This window comes from Cohnella thailandensis, from assembly GCF_014212135.1.
In the GTDB taxonomy this organism is placed as follows: Bacteria; Bacillota; Bacilli; order Paenibacillales; family Paenibacillaceae; genus Cohnella; species Cohnella thailandensis.
The window spans coordinates 229,820-244,443 of the sequence record NZ_JACJVQ010000024.1 but is presented as its reverse complement, the minus strand read 5'-3'; the positions used below and the strand labels follow the sequence as shown (position 1 = coordinate 244,443).

The window sequence follows — 14,624 nt, the reverse complement described above, 5'->3', positions numbered from 1 at the left end:
TTCGCTCCTTAAATTGACCATTCCAATGGGTAAATCTTGCCAAAGGATTATTAATTCGCCATAAAATGGGGAAATCCTCTCCTATTGCACGGGAAATGTCGATAATTGCCGCACCCTCGAAACCGCCGAAACGACAAAAAAAGAGACCGCCGCCAAAGCGGCAATCCCTTTTCTCTATTCCCATCCCGTCCTTACTTCGCGTTCTGCTTTAAATAGTCGTTATGGCGGGAAACCATCGCCTTAAGCGTGTCTTCCAGCGATTGCGAGCCGAGGAAATACTTCTCGTATTCTTGGGCGCGCAGGTCGACGACCTCCTGAGGCACGGAGCGAACGAACTTCGGAGTAGCGTCCTCGAAGGTCACGTACATCAGCGACGCTTCGTCATACGTCTCCGGCTTCGAGCCGAGCATGCTCTTCAGGGCGGCGTCGCGGTCGGCGTCCTTCGAAGCCGGAACCCGTCCGCCCTCCGCCATCGGAGCCATGCCGCCGTCCGCGTACCACTTCAGGAACTCCCAAGCCGCGGCCGTGTTCTTGGACTTGGCGTTGATCGAGATGAAGTCGCCGAGCCCGCCGCGGGTGACGTAGTCGGCTTCATTTTCCATCAATCTAGGCACCGGGGCGAACGCGATCTTGAAGTCGCGAGGGTAATCGGTGAAGTTGTTGGCGCTGCGGAGAAGCCATGCGCCGATGTTCAGCATCGGCACTTCGCCGCTGAGGAACATTTGCTCGACCGGCATCTTGCTGGTGAGCTGCTCGCCGAGCGGAGGAGTCGTCTTGTCTTCGTACATCATGGCGTTCAGCGTCTCCAGCCACTTGCTCACGAGCGGATCGTCCAGGTTGGACGTGCCGTCCGCCTTGGTGTAGCCGTTCTTCGAGAGCGCGGAGTCGAGCGGGTCGGAGTAAGGCTCCGTGTTCTGGATGAAGCCGTAGCCGTCGCCTTTCTTCAGCTTGTTGGCGTATTCGCGAAGCTCGTCCCAGGTCCATTCCTTCGGAACCGGAAGGCCGGCCGCGTCGAGAGCGTCCTTGTTCAGGGCGACGAAGTAGGAGCTCATCGTCGTCGGCATGCCGTAGTACTTGCCGTCGATCTTCCAGTTCGCCGCGTCCGCGCCCATCTTCTCGTCGATGTTGTAATCGCCGAACGTTCCCAGATCCATCGAGAAGCCGGATTCCACGCGCTTCTGCGCTTGGCTCATCGTGTAGTTGACGTAGATGTCGACGTCCTGTCCGGTCATCAGCGCCGTGTCCAGCTTCAGGTTGCCTTCGTCGTCGTTGACGTAGCGAACGTATTCGACTTGGATCTCCGGATGCTCCTTGTTCCAGTTGTCGACGACGGCTTGAGGGCCGGACTCCGGCGGAACGCCGCCCCACATCTTCAGCTTGACGACCTCGCCCGATTTAGCCGGAGCCGATGCTCCCGACGAAGAGGATGGAGAAGAAGATGAAGACGCTTCCACATTCTTGTTGCCGTTATTGCTGCCGCATCCGGCGATGACGCCCGAGGCGAGAACGAGCGATGCCATTCCTAGGACCAAGCTTTTCTTTTTCACAAGAGCGACCTCCCTGACCATCTTGGTTTGATTGTTGCAAGTTTAGAATAGCAAGCCGGGAGGGAGCGCCGTAAGGAACAGAATCATGCTGAATATGGAACAGAAATACGCAATTCCGCAGCCTCGCCCGACGCCCTATCGCGAATAATCGTTCTATCGGGTCAACCGGTACTGGCTTGGCGTCGTGCCCGTCATCCGCTTAAAAATCTTGATAAAATAGTTGTCGTTCATAAACCCGACGCTCTGGCCGATCCGGTTCACGGGCAGCTCCGTGTTCTTCAATTGCTCGATCGCCTTCTCGACCCTCACCCGGTGCAGGTAATGGATGAGCGTCTCCCCGGTTTTCTTTTTGAACAGGGCGCTGACGTAGTTCTCTCCCATCATGACGTAACGGGATAACGACTTCAGCGTGATGTCCTGGTCATAGTTTTGTTCTATATACTGGATGATTTTGTTCACTTCGGGATGCGTAATTTTGTCCTGCCGGGATAGTCCGATTCCCTGAGAGGAGGACGCGGCAGTGGCGTTCTTCAGCTCCGCGTCGATTTTCCCAAGCGTCTCTCGTAGATCCTTCACGCTCATCGAGAGCTTCAGAATGTAGTTGGAAGCCCCGTACTCCATCGCCTGCCTCATCGATTCGAAGTCTCCCAAGCAGGTGAGCATGACGAACTTCGACCCGATCCCTGCCTTCCTCGTCTCCTTCAGCAGAGCCAAGCCGTCCATCTGAGGCATCACGATGTCGCACAGCACGAGATCCGGCGGATCGTTCCTGATCATCTCGAGCGCTTCTTCGCCGTTGCTTGCCTCTCCCGTCAGGGTGAAGCCCATGTCCTCCCAACGGATGCTCTCCCGGACCGATTCCCGAACGAACGTCTCATCCTCCACGAGCAGTACCTTCCACATGACCCTCTCCCCTTTTTCCGCAAAAATGATCACGATATAAACTGACGGTTGCCCTCATACGGTTCGGATATGAGCAGCGGCAGATACATGCGGGACAGCGTTCCTTGCTCCAAGGAGACGATCTCCAACTCTCCCTTGTCCTTGAACAGCAGGCGCAGCCTCTCCCTTACGTTCGACAGGCCGATGCCCGGGCGCTTGCGGCCCTGTTGGGCCTGCCTCGACTTCTCGATGCCGATGCCGTTATCCTCGACCTCGAGCACGAGCAGCTCCTCCTGCTCTCCTCCGAGCCGGATCCGGATCCGGATCTTGCCTCCGTCGGCCATATTGGCGATGCCGTGCCGGATCGCGTTGTCCACGAGCGGCTGCAGGCTCAGCTTCGGAACGAGCGCGTACAGGATGCCTTCGTCGTAACTGAACTCGACCTCGAACCGGTTGCCGTAGCGAATCTGCTGAATATAGATAAAAGCCTTCGTCAAGTCGATCTCGTCCTGCAAATGGATCAGGTCCACGTCCGAATTGAGGCTCGTCTCGAGCAGCTTGCCCAGGGACAAACAGATCTCCACGATCTCCTCGTTCTTGTTCCTCATTCCGATCCACTTCATCGTATTGAGCGTATTCAGCAGAAAATGAGGATTCATCTGCGCAAGAAGCATCTGGAAGTGAACGGCATCCTTCTGCCTCTCCTCGGCCTTCAACCGCTCGATTAGCCCGTTCATGTCCACCATCATCGTGTTGAACGTTCGCGTCAGCTCCAGGATTTCGCCCTTGTAGTTCTTCTCCGGCAGGCGAGTCCGCAGGTCCTTGCGCACCGCTTCCCTCATCTTCCTCATCATGTGGGCGAGCGGACGGGTGAACGCATGGGCGATCATGAAGGCGACCGCGATGAAGGCGGCGGTAATTCCGTAGAAGGTGAGGAAGTATTGCTTCTTAAGCGTCTCGATCTCATTAAAAAGGATGTTAAGAGGAATACTGTTCACCATGTACCAATCGAGCGAAGCCAGGTAGCTGTAGTTCACGAGCTCCTTCCGTTCTCGGTCGATCCAGTAGCCGCTTGACGGAGACTTGGACACCTCGGCAATCGCGGGAGCGGACAGCTCGGCGTCGGGCTCGGACCGGGCGATCGTCTCGCCTTTGCGCGACAGGATGAAGTAGGCTTGTTCGCTGGCGGATTTCTGCAAGTTCGATTGGAACCAGAACGAGAAGTCGATGCTGACCCGGGCCAATCCGTACGCGCGGTTGCGGTTGTCTCTCAGCTCCGAGTAGAGCGAGAGCAAGGTCGGGCTTCTCGTAATGTCGCGGGACACGTAATTCTCGTCGTCGGTAATCCAGAGATAAGAAGAGCCGGTCTCTTTCATCTCGGCGAAGCTCGGATTGTCCAGAATCCGATCGTAGTCGAGCGGATATCTGGGCTGGTAGGACGTGTAAACGTTCCCGTTCAGGTCGAGCAGCGTAAAGTAAACGGACGGGTTATAGAGGAAAAAGCTGTTGTTCAGCCCCTTGAACTTGTCTTCGATAAGCTCTTTGTTCGTCAGCACGGTGTTACGCGCAGGCTCCTGCAGGATCGACCGGACGTCGGAATCCTGCTCGAGGAAGATCAGCGTCTTGAACGCGATGCTCAGCTGATCGTCCAGGGAACGGTGCAGGTTGTCGAGCTGCTCGTGGCTTTGCTCGCTGATCTTCTTTTGGACGAGCGATTCGATTTTCTGATAGTTATAGAGATTCAGGACGCTGAAAGGAATGAGAATGATCAGAGCGAACACGGCGAAAATCCGGTATTTCAGCGAGTGGGGGACCAGATGGGACAGGAAGCTCCGCATCGTTCGCGTCTCCTTTGCTCCAAGATGCTCCCATTATAGCATCCCGATCCCTTTTGGAAGCGCAATGGCTTTATTTGCATAAAAATGTAGGGCGATAGCGGAGACGCAACATCAAATCGTTCTATTCTTCCTTATAGTGGAAAAAGCCGGCGCCGAAAGCGGCACCGGCTTTTTGGGGGATTTTTGCGAGGCTTGGGGGGATCCTTCGTTGCCCCCGTTATGCTTGCCGTTCGGTTACTTGCCCAGGCCCGTTTTGACCCAGCCCGCGACCGTGACGGTGCGCTTCGCCTGATGCTTGACCGCCGCTTGAACGTCCTCGGCCATCGTTCCGTCCTGCTTCTGGGTGACGCTTGTCCCGTACGGGTTGCCGCCGGCCGGATAGGCCGATTGATCGGTGAAGCCCGGAGCCGCGATGATGGCGCCCCAATGGTAGAACGTCGTGTGCAGTGCCAGGATCGTCGCCTCTTGGCCGCCGTGCGGGTTGCCCGCGCTCGCCATCGCGCTGACGACCTTGTTGGCCAGCTTGCCTTGAGCCCACAAGCCGCCCGTCGTATCGAGGAACTGCTTCATCTGGCTCGGCACGTTCCCGAAACGGGTCGGCACGCTGAAAATAATCGCGTCCGCCCAGTCCAGATCGGCGGGAGTCGCGACCGGCACGTCCTTCGTCGCCTCCGCGTGCGCTTTCCAGCCCGGATTGGAATCGATCGCCGCTTGAGGGGCCAGCTCCTGCACCTTAAGCAGCTTTACCTCGGCCCCCGCCTCCTTGCCCGCTTCTTCCGCCCATTTGGACAGCTGGTAGTTCGTTCCCGTCGAGCTATAGTAGATGATCGCTAATTTTACGTTGGCCATTGTCGCGCTCGCACTCCCTTTGATCTGTCGGATGAGTAATACTCCATTGGTATGCGCAGCGGCGCGGACTCCTATTCGGCTCGATAGATGTTTTCACGGGTTAATGGATTACGCTATAATTTATTTATAGGGTTAATGATGAGCGAGCGCCCGGTTGGCGCTGCCGGAACAGGAGACGCTGCCCCATGGACATCGTAAACTTACGAATCGACCTCATCGACGAGGATACCGAACAGCCCCGTTACCAGTTCGACGACGAGGCTCTTCAGGAGCTGATGAACAGCATCGGAGAGCTCGGTCTGCTCTCCCCGATCAAGGTCCGGACGACGCCTAACGGACGCTACAAGATTATTTATGGAAACCGCCGTTTTAAGGCGTGCACGATGCTCGGTCTCGCGACGATTCCGTGCATCGTTTCTTCCGTGACGGACGAGACGGAAATTTACCTGGAGCAGATCGCCGAGAACCTGACGCGCGAAGGCTTCTCTCCGATCGAGGAAGCGGAAGCGTTCCACAAGATGCTGAACGACCCGAGGTTCAGCTGCTCGGTCAAGTTCCTCTCCGGCAAGCTGGGCAAGCCGGAGAATTACATCAAGAACAAGCTGGAGCTGCTGAAGTTCGGGAACGCCGTCAAGAAGCTGATCGTCGCCGGCTCCGAGATCCGCAAGGACAAGCTGACCGAGGAACAGCTGCTGCCGCTGAAGGATCTGCCGATGGAGTATCGCGACACGCTCGCGCTCACCTTCGCGCGGGACGAGACCCCCGTTCCCGACATCAAGCGGATCGCGAAGCTGTTCAAGGACCCCGGCGTTTCGGACGGCTTGAAGAGCAAGCTGCTCTACAAGTCGGGCTACGAGCTGCTGGAGACATGGTCTACGTTCGAGCACAACCGCAAGGAGCGCGCGAAGCGGGAGAAGGAGCGGGCGGAAGCGGAAGAAGCCGCCCGGCTGGAGGCGGAGGAAGCGGCTAAGCTGGAGGCGGAAGGGGTGGCCGCGAGGCGGAATGCAGATGAGGCGACGGCTCAAGGCGCGGACTCCGCGTCCGCCGCAGCCTCGTCCGCGGCAGACCCGCTTCTGGCGCCGCTGCCCGAGGTTCCGCAAGTCGCCGCGCAATCGGCGGGCGAGCCTTCGGGCTCCGGCGCTGCGGCGAAGCGCGGCCAGTCGCCGGTCGCCCTCGTCGAGCAGGAGATCGCTCGCCTGCTTGGGACGCTCCCGACCGCGGCCGCTCTCGAAGGCGACGACCTGCCGGCCCTCGACAGCCTGCGGTACGACCAGCTCGCCAACCTCGGCGACGACGTCGACCGGCTGATCGCCGAGTTCGAGCAGCAGCTCGCCGAGTGGCGCAAGGTGCGCGCGGCGATCGGGACTCGGCTGTCATAGCCGCTGCGCCAGACAAAAAGGAGATGTGCGGTTTTTCCGCACATCTCCCTCGCTTTAGCCCGTCCGCGGGCTCCGTTGTGCCGGTTTTCCGCACATCTCCTTCGCTCTAGCCCGTCCGCGGGCTCCGTTGTGCGGTTTTTCCGCACATCTCCCCCGCTTTAGGCCGTCCGCGGGCTCCGTTGTGCGGGTTTTCCGCACATCTCCTTCGCTCTAGCCGTCCGCGGGCTCCGTTGTGCGGGTTTTCCGCACATCTCCTTCGCTTTAGCCCGTCAGCGAGCTCCGTTGTGCGGGTTTTCCGCACATCTCCTTCGCTCTAGCCCGTCCGCGGGCTCCGTTGTGCGGGTTTTCCGCACATCTCCTTCGCTCTAGCCCGTCCGCGGGCTCCGTTGTGCGGGTTTTCCGCACATCTCCTTCGCTCTAGCCCGTCCGCGGGCTTCGTTGTGCGGGTTTTCCGCACATCTCCCCCGCCCATTAGGCTTAAGCCCGAGCCAGCCGGTCGATGACCTCCCGGTACGCCTGCTTCGGGCGCAGGCCGACGAGCTTGTCGGTCGGCTCTCCATTCTTAAAGAATACGACGGTCGGCATGCTCATGACGCCGAAGCTCGACGCCAGATCCGGCGAGTCGTCGCAGTCGACCTTGGCGAAGCTGGCCGCGTCCCCGTACTCCTCGGACAGCTCCTCCAGCAGAGGCAGCAGCACCTTGCACGGCGGGCACCATACGGCTCCGAACTCTACTATCGTTATGCCGGAAGAAGCCACCGCTTTTAGATCCTCAGTTTGGTTCAATACCGTGAGCGACATGCTTTACGCCCTCCTTCTGTTCTTCGCGAATCGACGCGATTCGTTCGATCAGATTGGAGCGGATGGCGCCGAGCAGGGCGAGCTGCTCTTCGATCTCGGCAAGCTTCTGCTCGTATACGGGCATAATCTCGGCGCAGAACGCCTCCTTGCTCTTCATCACGCAGTGCAGGAACCCCGCGATCTGCTCCGTGCTGAGGCCCAGCGACAAATACAGCTTGATGGTATTCACCTGCTCGACAGCCAGCGCATGGTACTCGCGATATCCGCTGCCGACCTGGCGCGAGGCCGTCAGCAGCCCTTTCTGCTCGTAATACCTTAGCGATCGAATGCTCGCTCCGGTCGCCTTGGACAGCTCCCCTATTCTCATGACGGCACCCCCTTCCCTTCTGATAATTCTACGATACACCCTGACATCAATGGCAGAGTCAACCCCAAAAATCCATTCTGCGCGAACCGATCCTTTTCCCGTCAAACGACTGCCATTGATTCCTGCCCAGACATGATATAATGATAACACTATGAAATCAGGAGAACGCACGATGGTACCTTCCGATTCGATCACCGAGCAACAATGGCATAAGCTCGTCCGGAGCGCCGCGGAGTTTTTCGACGACCTGACTCTTAAACGCGGCTATCAATATTATAAACAAGGGAAAGTTTCTCGCGCCTATGAGCAGGACGACGAAGCCCTCATCCAAGCGATCGTTCACGGAGCCGAAGACTATAAAGTCGCTCTTACTTTGGACAACTTGCGAAACAGCCGATGCACCTGTCCCGTACAGGGAGGCTGCAAGCACATGGTCGCCCTGCTGCTCGACTACGCCGACGAATATAACGCGCCTCTGCACGAGCTGGTGAATGCCCGATCCGCGATGACGCTGCAAGCAAAAGCCTCGTCGAAGCTTTCGATCGTCCGCAAAAGCGAAGAGCAAATCGCCGTCGAGCAAGAGGCGCAGCGGATCCCCGAGATGAGCGTGAAGGAGTGGCAGGAGTGGTTCCAACGGGCGGTCCAGCCCTACGAGAACATGCACCGCAATCCGCAATACGCGGCCAGCTCCCTGAACGCCGTGCTCGATCCGAGGCCCGAGCTGTCGCCCGCGACGGAGATGCTCTACCAGCTGCATGCCCGCCTGTTCGTGCTGGCGAAGCTGATGAATCCGTACCGGTCGACGGAGCATCATTTCGGTTCTTATCTTCCTTACAATACGGATTTGGCGGCCTCCGACCTGCAGAAGTCTATCATCGATTACTTCGATAAGAAGCTGCCGCTGGACGAAGAACCGGAGCAATGGACGCGGGTGAAGCAATCGCTTGAGCATCTGCGCGTCAACATGCTTAAGGAGCGTCCGAAGGACAGGCTCTGCTACGGACCCTGCTACTATGAGCTTTGGGCCAGTTGGATCAGCCCGCATCTCGGCTCCGACTCCGCTCTTCTTCGGGAGGAATTGGACTCTCTTAAGGAAGCCCAAGACGCGCTGGGAGAATCGCTGCAGAGAACGCCATGGCTGCTGGCCCGCGCCCGCATGCACTTCTACCTGGGCGAGGATCAAGAGGCTTGGGTGCTGCTCCGTCAGGTTTCCGCTTTGGAGGGTTACCTGAACTACGAGCTGCTTTATTACCCGGCCGAACTGGAGCATCATGAGCAGTGGGAGCGGATGGTTCTTTGGCTCAAAGTCATCGGCCCCCTTCTGGGCAGCCGAACGCAAGGCGTCTTCGACAATTACTTCGGATTCTGGGAGACGGCCGCGAAGAAGCTTCCCGAAGCCGAGGAGGAGATGTGGGAGATGCTCGTCGGCATGCTTCCTGGAACCCGCCGAATGTACGAGCAGAAGCTGATCGACCATGGAAAATGGCGGGAGTGGATGGATTGCCAGCTCAGCATGGGAAGCGACCCTCTCGAATTCCGCGTCAGCGAGCTTGCGCCGATCGAGAAGGAAGCGCCGGAGCTGCTTCTTCCTTTCTATCATCAAGCGGTCGAGCGTTACATCCTTCAGAAGAACCGCCACGGCTACAAGCAGGCGGTCAAGCTGCTCAAGCGCGCCGCCAAGCTGTACAAGAAGCTGAAGCAGGAAGAGCGATGGGAGCTGTTTATCGCCTCCTTTACTTTCCGGCACAGCCGGCTTCGCGCGCTTCAGGAGGAACTCAGGAGAGGAAAACTCATCCCATGACCAGGCTTATGGACACGATAAAAGTAAATCTGATGCTGACGGAATACGGAGACGCCCTGATCTACGGATCGAACGACAGCTTCAGCTACGTTCCCGGACTTCAGCTGAAGCAGCGGCTTTTTGCTTGGCATGAGCCTTCCTTATACGGAACGGAGCTCGCCGTTCAGACGGCGGGCGAGATCGAGATGGTGCTGCTGCCCGCCGAGCAGGTCATCCCCTTCTTCGCGGATCGAAGCCAAGCCGCGAAGCACATCTCCTGGGCGTGGGAGGCGAACGCCGCCGACCTGATCGAGCTGGCCCCGCTTCTGGCGAGGTGTCTGGAAGAGAGGAAGTATGCCCCCAGCCTGGACGCGTTCGAAGCGGGCGAGCTGGAGTGGACCTGGGACGAATCCGCGCTGGAGGACGAGGATCAAGCGCTGCTCGCGGACCGATTCCGCGACGAAGGCTTCCGGAAGGGAATGATCGCGGCGTTCTCCGCCGCGGTCTATCGGCGGCATTACGGCACGGAAGCGTCGGACGCCGACCTGCGCCGGGAATTCCCGGCGCTGTTCGTCTCGAACCGGGCCGGCTCCGCGAAGGGGATGGACTCCGAGACGTGGCTCCTGTCCATCGGATGGAGAGCGGATTCGGCTCCCTTCCGCCCGGCGCTTCAACTGATCGAGCCGTGGGAGGGCAAGACGCAATGGCGGCTGCGGCTCGTTCTGCAGGACAAGCAGCAGGAAGCGTCCGTCTTCCGCGCCAAGCTATCGGAGAACGGCGAAGCGTACGGCACGTGGCCGGAGAGCTGGACGCCGTTCGTAAGGGAGCGTTCCGCAAGCTGGCTGGAGCGGCTTCGGGCTACCCTGCCGCTGCCGCGGATTTCCGCCCGCGGCGAGGACGTGCTGGCCGCCCCTCTAGACGATAAGGCGGCCTGGCAATTCCTGACGACCGACAGCCGGAACCTGCTCGAGGCCGGCTGGGTCGTGCTTCTTCCGGCGTGGTGGGAAGCCGCCAGCCGGAAGAAGCCGCGCCTGCGCGCCCAGGTTCGCGAAGGCGGGGAAGGGCGGCGCGCCGGCCGGTCGCTGTTCGGTCTCGACTCGATCATCGACTTCGATTGGCGCGTGGCCATCGGGGACGCCGACCTGTCCGAGGCCGAATTCAAGGAGCTCGTCGCGCGCGGCGAACGCCTGGTCCGCTTCCGCGATCAGTGGATTCCCCTGGATCCGGCGTTGCTCGCCCAGATAAGCCGGGCGATGGAGGGAATGGATCGCTCCGAGGGCCTCAGCTTCCAGGACGTGCTGCAGCTCCACCTGCTATCCCAAGCGGAGGAAGCGCAAGCCGGCGGCGAAGCCGAAGCCGCCGAAGCCGGCGAGTCGGCCGAGGCGAAGGCGCAGCGCTTCGAGCTCGAGGTCGTGCTGAACGAGCAGCTGCTCGGCTTGTTCCGGCAGCTCAGCCAGCAATCGGAATGGCCCAAGCTCGAAGCTCCGGCCGGCCTTCGGGCCGAGCTTCGCGGCTATCAGCGGGACGGCTTCTCCTGGCTCGTCTTCCTCGGCAGCTTCGGGCTCGGAGCCTGCCTTGCCGACGATATGGGCCTCGGGAAGACGGTGCAGCTGATCTCTTACCTGCTCTATCGGAAAGAAAACGCCGGAATCAAAGCTCCTTCCCTCATCGTGTGCCCGACTTCCGTTCTCGGCAACTGGCAGAAGGAGGTCGGCAAGTTCGCCCCTTCGCTAAGGGTCATGCTCCACTACGGCAGCAGAAGACTGGAGGACGAAGCCTTTTACGCCGCGGCGAACGAGACGGATATCGTCCTGACCTCCTTCTCGACGGCGTCGCTCGATCAAGAGCTTCTGAGCGGGTACCAATGGGCCTCCCTTTGCCTGGACGAAGCCCAGAACATCAAGAACGCCCAGACGAAGCAATCCGCCGCCGTCCGCAGCTTCCCGGCTAAGCACCGCGTCGCCTTGACCGGCACCCCGATCGAGAACCGGTTGTCCGAGCTGTGGTCGATCTACGACTTTATGAATCCCGGTTTTCTCGGGACCTCGAAGGGCTTCCAGGAGCGCTTCGCGAATCCCATCGAGAAGGAGAAGGACGCCCGCCGCACCGCCGATCTCCAGAAGCTGGTCAAGCCGTTCATGCTGAGGCGCAAGAAGAAGGATCCCGCCATCCAGCTGGATCTGCCCGAGAAGAACGAGATGAAGACCTACGTAAATCTGACGGGCGAGCAAAGCGCCCTTTACGAGCAGACCGTCAACGAGCTGATGGAGCAAATGAAGAAGCTGGAGGGCATTCAGCGCAAGGGAGCGATCCTGTCCGCCCTTACCCGGCTGAAGCAGCTGTGCGATCATCCGGTCCTCTTGCTGAAGGAGTCCCTCCCGCTGCTCGACACGGAAGACTCCCTCCAACCGGCGCTTGACGTAGAACTGCTCGCTTCCCGCTCTTCCAAGCTGGAGCGCCTTCTCGCTATGGTCAAGGAGGTTCGCGAGGAGGAGGAACGCTGCATTATTTTCACCCAATACATCGGAATGGGCGAGATGCTGCAGAAGATTCTGGCCCAGGAGCTCGGCGAGCCCGTCCTTTACTTGAACGGCAGCACCTCGAAGACGGCGCGCGACCGGATGATCGACAGCTTCCAATCGCGCACTCTCCCTCCGGAGGAACAGCCGAACGTCTTCATCCTGTCCCTTAAAGCCGGGGGAGTCGGCCTCAACCTGACCGCGGCCAATCACGTCTTCCACTTCGACCGGTGGTGGAACCCCGCCGTCGAGAATCAGGCGACCGACCGCGCTTACCGGATGGGACAGACCCGCGACGTGCAGGTGCACAAGTTTATCGCCCTCGGCACGCTGGAGGAAAGAATCGACGAGATGCTGGAGAGCAAGCAGCAGCTGAGCGACAACGTCATCTCCGCCTCCGAGGGCTGGATTACCGAGCTCTCCACGGAGGAGCTGAAGGATCTCTTCACCTTGAGAAGGAGCGGTGCCGATCTGTGACGGTTCCCTATAAACTCAACGAGAGCAGGCGAGCGCCTGCTCTCGTTCTATTGCGGCTTAGAGCCTTTCAACCTCGATGGAGCAGGTCAAGGAGAAGGATTCCCCCGGCTCGAGCACTTTCATGCCGGTAACGGAAGGATCCAGCGGAGAGTTGAAGGCGTTGGTCACGCAGCTGTACGGCTCCGGGCAGAGAAAGCCTCCCCGCCCGTCGCCGTTGTGAAACACCCAGTGCCCGAACGCTTCGTCCGCCCGGTATCTCAAGCGGAGCCCCGCCTCCCGGTCGGTCAGAACCGCCTCGTTGGCAGCCCCTGCGTACGACTCGAATACGTCGTCCAGCAGGACGCCTTCCATCGGCATCCCGCCGCGAAGCGATTCGCCAAGGGCATTCTCGGCAAGCTCCCCCGTCGGCAGGAACCGCTCGTCCAGCTTCCATGAACGCCCGACCGGCGCTTGAAGCTCGCAGGAACGAAGCGACGCGGAGTCCCCGAACGGGAAGCGGAACGCCGTGTGATACCCGAGCCCCCAAGGAAAAGCGGCCCAGCTCGCGTTATGAACCTCCATCGTCTGCGTTACCCGGGATTCCTCCAGCGTCAGCTTCATCTTCAGAAGGAACCGGTGAGGGAACTGCTCCATCACCTGCGGATGCAAGAACGAATCGAACTCCATCGTCAGGGAGACCGTGCCGGCACGACTCTCTACCTGTAGGACCGTCCATTCCTTATCGTGCACGAATCCGTGGGAATGGCTCCCCGTCGACGGATCGTTGATCGCAAGCCGATAGGTGCGCTCTCCGAAGACGAAGGTCCCGTTCTCGATTCGGTTGGGAGGAAACAAGACGGGAATGCCGTACAGAAGCGGCGATGCCTCGTAGGCTTCGAGCGACGGCGGAACGCGCAGGAGCTCGATCTCCCGCGCTTCCTTGTTCCTTAAGGAGACGACTCTCCCTCCCCAGCCGGGAACGACGAGAGCGATCCAGCTCCCGTTCTCCAGCCGGACGGCGGGCTGTCCCAGATATTCCGTCCGGATCCTGCCGGCCTCGTCTTCCCCGGACAGGAGCGCCATTACAGCTTCTCCGGTTGACCGGTGACGACCGACCGGTGAATGGCGTCGACCAGCTTCGTGTTGAGAAGGCCGGCTTCCGCCCCCGATTCCGGAACCGTATCGAGCCGGACATGGTCGACGAACGCATTCAGCATATAGCTCGGCGCGGACGTGAACTGCCCGTTGATCGGCGTTCCCAGCGTATGAACGTGGCTGTAGGCGCCGCCGGCCTTGCGAACCATCTGGTCGGACAGGTCGACGTAGAGAGCTCCGTTGTCGCCGATTATCTCGTACTTGAAGTCGTAGATCAGCGGCATCGATTCCGGAAGCACCCAACTGGTCGTGAATGTCGCATGCGTTCCGTCGTCGAAGCTGACGACGGATTGGATCGAATCATAGGTGTCGATGCCCATTCCGGCCAGCTTCTTCTTCGTTCCGACCGCGTAAACGCTCACCGGCTTCGCCGTCTCCTTTAACCACAGCGCGATATCCGTTGCGTGAGGAAGCAAGAACCAGCCCGGCGAAGAGCCTTTGGACCACTTCAGCATCTGGGTCGGCACGTAGATCGTGTCGTTAAGCCGGGAGTTGATCGTCAGGATGTCCCCGATCTCGCCGTTCTTCACCGCCTGCTTCACCGCAACGAACGGCGAGTTCCACCGGTTCTCGAAGGCGACCATGCATTTGACGCCGGATCGGCCTACGGCCTCGCGCATCTCTTCCGCTTCCTCGACGCTTGTGGAGAACGGCTTCTCCACCATGAAGTGTACGCCGTGCTCGGCGGCGAGCATGACGGGCTCCCGATGCAGGAAGTCCGGGGTCGCGATGACGAGCGCGTCCAGCTTCTCCTTCTCCAGCATCTCTTTCACGTGCGGATAGCCGGGCACTCCATACTTATCCTTGCTTCTGGTCAGGGTCGATTCGAACGCGTCGCTGACGGCGACCAGCTCCGCGTAAGGATTCTGAAGCAGCGTGTCCGCGAATAGAGAACCGCGAATGCCCATTCCGACGATGCCGAATTTGATAGGATTCATCGATTGAATCTCCTTTGACTTCACTAAGTTAGATTTTAACCGGGTTAATATTTCTCTAGGCTAATGCTTCTCTAAGTTCGCATGATCTAGGCTCGTATTGATCTTTGCTCGCA

General features: G+C 59.5%; 11 protein-coding genes. 3 read left to right on the top strand and 8 right to left on the bottom strand.

The genetic code is table 11. The features are described 5' to 3' along the window. Positions 1 to 191: 191 nt before the first annotated feature. The 4 genes from H7B67_RS26705 to wrbA form a co-directional block, all read right to left on the bottom strand. Complete coding sequence (locus H7B67_RS26705) at positions 192 to 1,547, bottom strand: ABC transporter substrate-binding protein (RefSeq protein ID WP_342592485.1); 1,356 nt, start codon at positions 1,545 to 1,547, stop codon at positions 192 to 194. Between the two features lie 153 nt (positions 1,548 to 1,700). Then, positions 1,701 to 2,450: a response regulator gene (locus H7B67_RS26700; protein ID WP_185122936.1), complete on the bottom strand. Its 750-nt coding sequence runs from the start codon at positions 2,448 to 2,450 to the stop codon at positions 1,701 to 1,703. Positions 2,451 to 2,479: 29 nt separating this feature from the next. Then, on the bottom strand, positions 2,480 to 4,267 hold the full coding sequence (locus H7B67_RS26695) for a sensor histidine kinase (protein WP_185122935.1): 1,788 nt from the start codon (positions 4,265 to 4,267) through the stop codon (positions 2,480 to 2,482). Positions 4,268 to 4,501: 234 nt separating this feature from the next. Continuing rightward, positions 4,502 to 5,116: an NAD(P)H:quinone oxidoreductase gene (gene wrbA, locus H7B67_RS26690; protein WP_185122934.1), complete on the bottom strand. Its 615-nt coding sequence runs from the start codon at positions 5,114 to 5,116 to the stop codon at positions 4,502 to 4,504. Positions 5,117 to 5,301: 185 nt separating this feature from the next. Between wrbA and H7B67_RS26685 the strand changes: the two genes are divergently transcribed. After that, complete coding sequence (locus tag H7B67_RS26685; RefSeq protein ID WP_185122933.1) at positions 5,302 to 6,495, top strand: ParB/RepB/Spo0J family partition protein; 1,194 nt, start codon at positions 5,302 to 5,304, stop codon at positions 6,493 to 6,495. A 477-nt stretch (positions 6,496 to 6,972) separates the two neighbouring features. Here the strand turns inward: H7B67_RS26685 and H7B67_RS26680 are convergent, their stop codons facing one another. Beyond that, positions 6,973 to 7,296, bottom strand: a complete 324-nt coding sequence (locus tag H7B67_RS26680; RefSeq protein ID WP_185122932.1) for a thioredoxin family protein — start codon at positions 7,294 to 7,296, stop codon at positions 6,973 to 6,975. Continuing rightward, complete coding sequence (locus H7B67_RS26675) at positions 7,268 to 7,663, bottom strand: MerR family transcriptional regulator (protein ID WP_185122931.1); 396 nt, start codon at positions 7,661 to 7,663, stop codon at positions 7,268 to 7,270. Before H7B67_RS26675 ends, H7B67_RS26680 begins: the two co-directional genes overlap by 29 nt. A 172-nt stretch (positions 7,664 to 7,835) precedes the next feature. On the opposite strand from H7B67_RS26675, the gene H7B67_RS26670 reads away from it, so the two are divergent. Next, the gene (locus H7B67_RS26670; protein ID WP_185122930.1) at positions 7,836 to 9,464 is read left to right on the top strand and encodes an SWIM zinc finger family protein; all 1,629 of its coding nucleotides are present in this window, start codon (positions 7,836 to 7,838) and stop codon (positions 9,462 to 9,464) included. Further along, complete coding sequence (locus H7B67_RS26665) at positions 9,461 to 12,439, top strand: DEAD/DEAH box helicase (RefSeq protein ID WP_185122929.1); 2,979 nt, start codon at positions 9,461 to 9,463, stop codon at positions 12,437 to 12,439. Before H7B67_RS26670 ends, H7B67_RS26665 begins: the two co-directional genes overlap by 4 nt. Before the next feature lie 57 nt (positions 12,440 to 12,496). Here H7B67_RS26665 and H7B67_RS26660 read toward each other — a convergent pair whose 3' ends face one another. Together H7B67_RS26660 and H7B67_RS26655 are read right to left on the bottom strand one after the other, a co-directional pair. Further along, positions 12,497 to 13,501 (bottom strand): aldose 1-epimerase, encoded by a 1,005-nt coding sequence (locus H7B67_RS26660; protein WP_185122928.1) that lies wholly within the window; start codon positions 13,499 to 13,501, stop codon positions 12,497 to 12,499. Next, positions 13,501 to 14,511 (bottom strand): Gfo/Idh/MocA family protein, encoded by a 1,011-nt coding sequence (locus H7B67_RS26655; RefSeq protein WP_185122927.1) that lies wholly within the window; start codon positions 14,509 to 14,511, stop codon positions 13,501 to 13,503. The genes H7B67_RS26660 and H7B67_RS26655 overlap by 1 nt, the downstream gene beginning before the upstream one ends. Between the last annotated feature and the right edge of the window lie 113 nt (positions 14,512 to 14,624).

Bases quoted from the DNA above. Each gene is read 5' to 3' on its own strand.
- H7B67_RS26665 (WP_185122929.1), top strand. From the start codon at position 9,461: ATGACCAGGCTTATGGACACGATAAAAGTAAATCTGATGCTGACGGAA.
- H7B67_RS26670 (WP_185122930.1), top strand. From the start codon at position 7,836: ATGGTACCTTCCGATTCGATCACCGAGCAACAATGGCATAAGCTCGTC.
- H7B67_RS26695 (WP_185122935.1), bottom strand. From the start codon at position 4,267: ATGCGGAGCTTCCTGTCCCATCTGGTCCCCCACTCGCTGAAATACCGG.
- H7B67_RS26660 (WP_185122928.1), bottom strand. From the start codon at position 13,501: ATGGCGCTCCTGTCCGGGGAAGACGAGGCCGGCAGGATCCGGACGGAA.
- wrbA (WP_185122934.1), bottom strand. From the start codon at position 5,116: ATGGCCAACGTAAAATTAGCGATCATCTACTATAGCTCGACGGGAACG.
- H7B67_RS26680 (WP_185122932.1), bottom strand. From the start codon at position 7,296: ATGTCGCTCACGGTATTGAACCAAACTGAGGATCTAAAAGCGGTGGCT.
- H7B67_RS26700 (WP_185122936.1), bottom strand. From the start codon at position 2,450: ATGTGGAAGGTACTGCTCGTGGAGGATGAGACGTTCGTTCGGGAATCG.
- H7B67_RS26655 (WP_185122927.1), bottom strand. From the start codon at position 14,511: ATGAATCCTATCAAATTCGGCATCGTCGGAATGGGCATTCGCGGTTCT.
- H7B67_RS26685 (WP_185122933.1), top strand. From the start codon at position 5,302: ATGGACATCGTAAACTTACGAATCGACCTCATCGACGAGGATACCGAA.
- H7B67_RS26675 (WP_185122931.1), bottom strand. From the start codon at position 7,663: ATGAGAATAGGGGAGCTGTCCAAGGCGACCGGAGCGAGCATTCGATCG.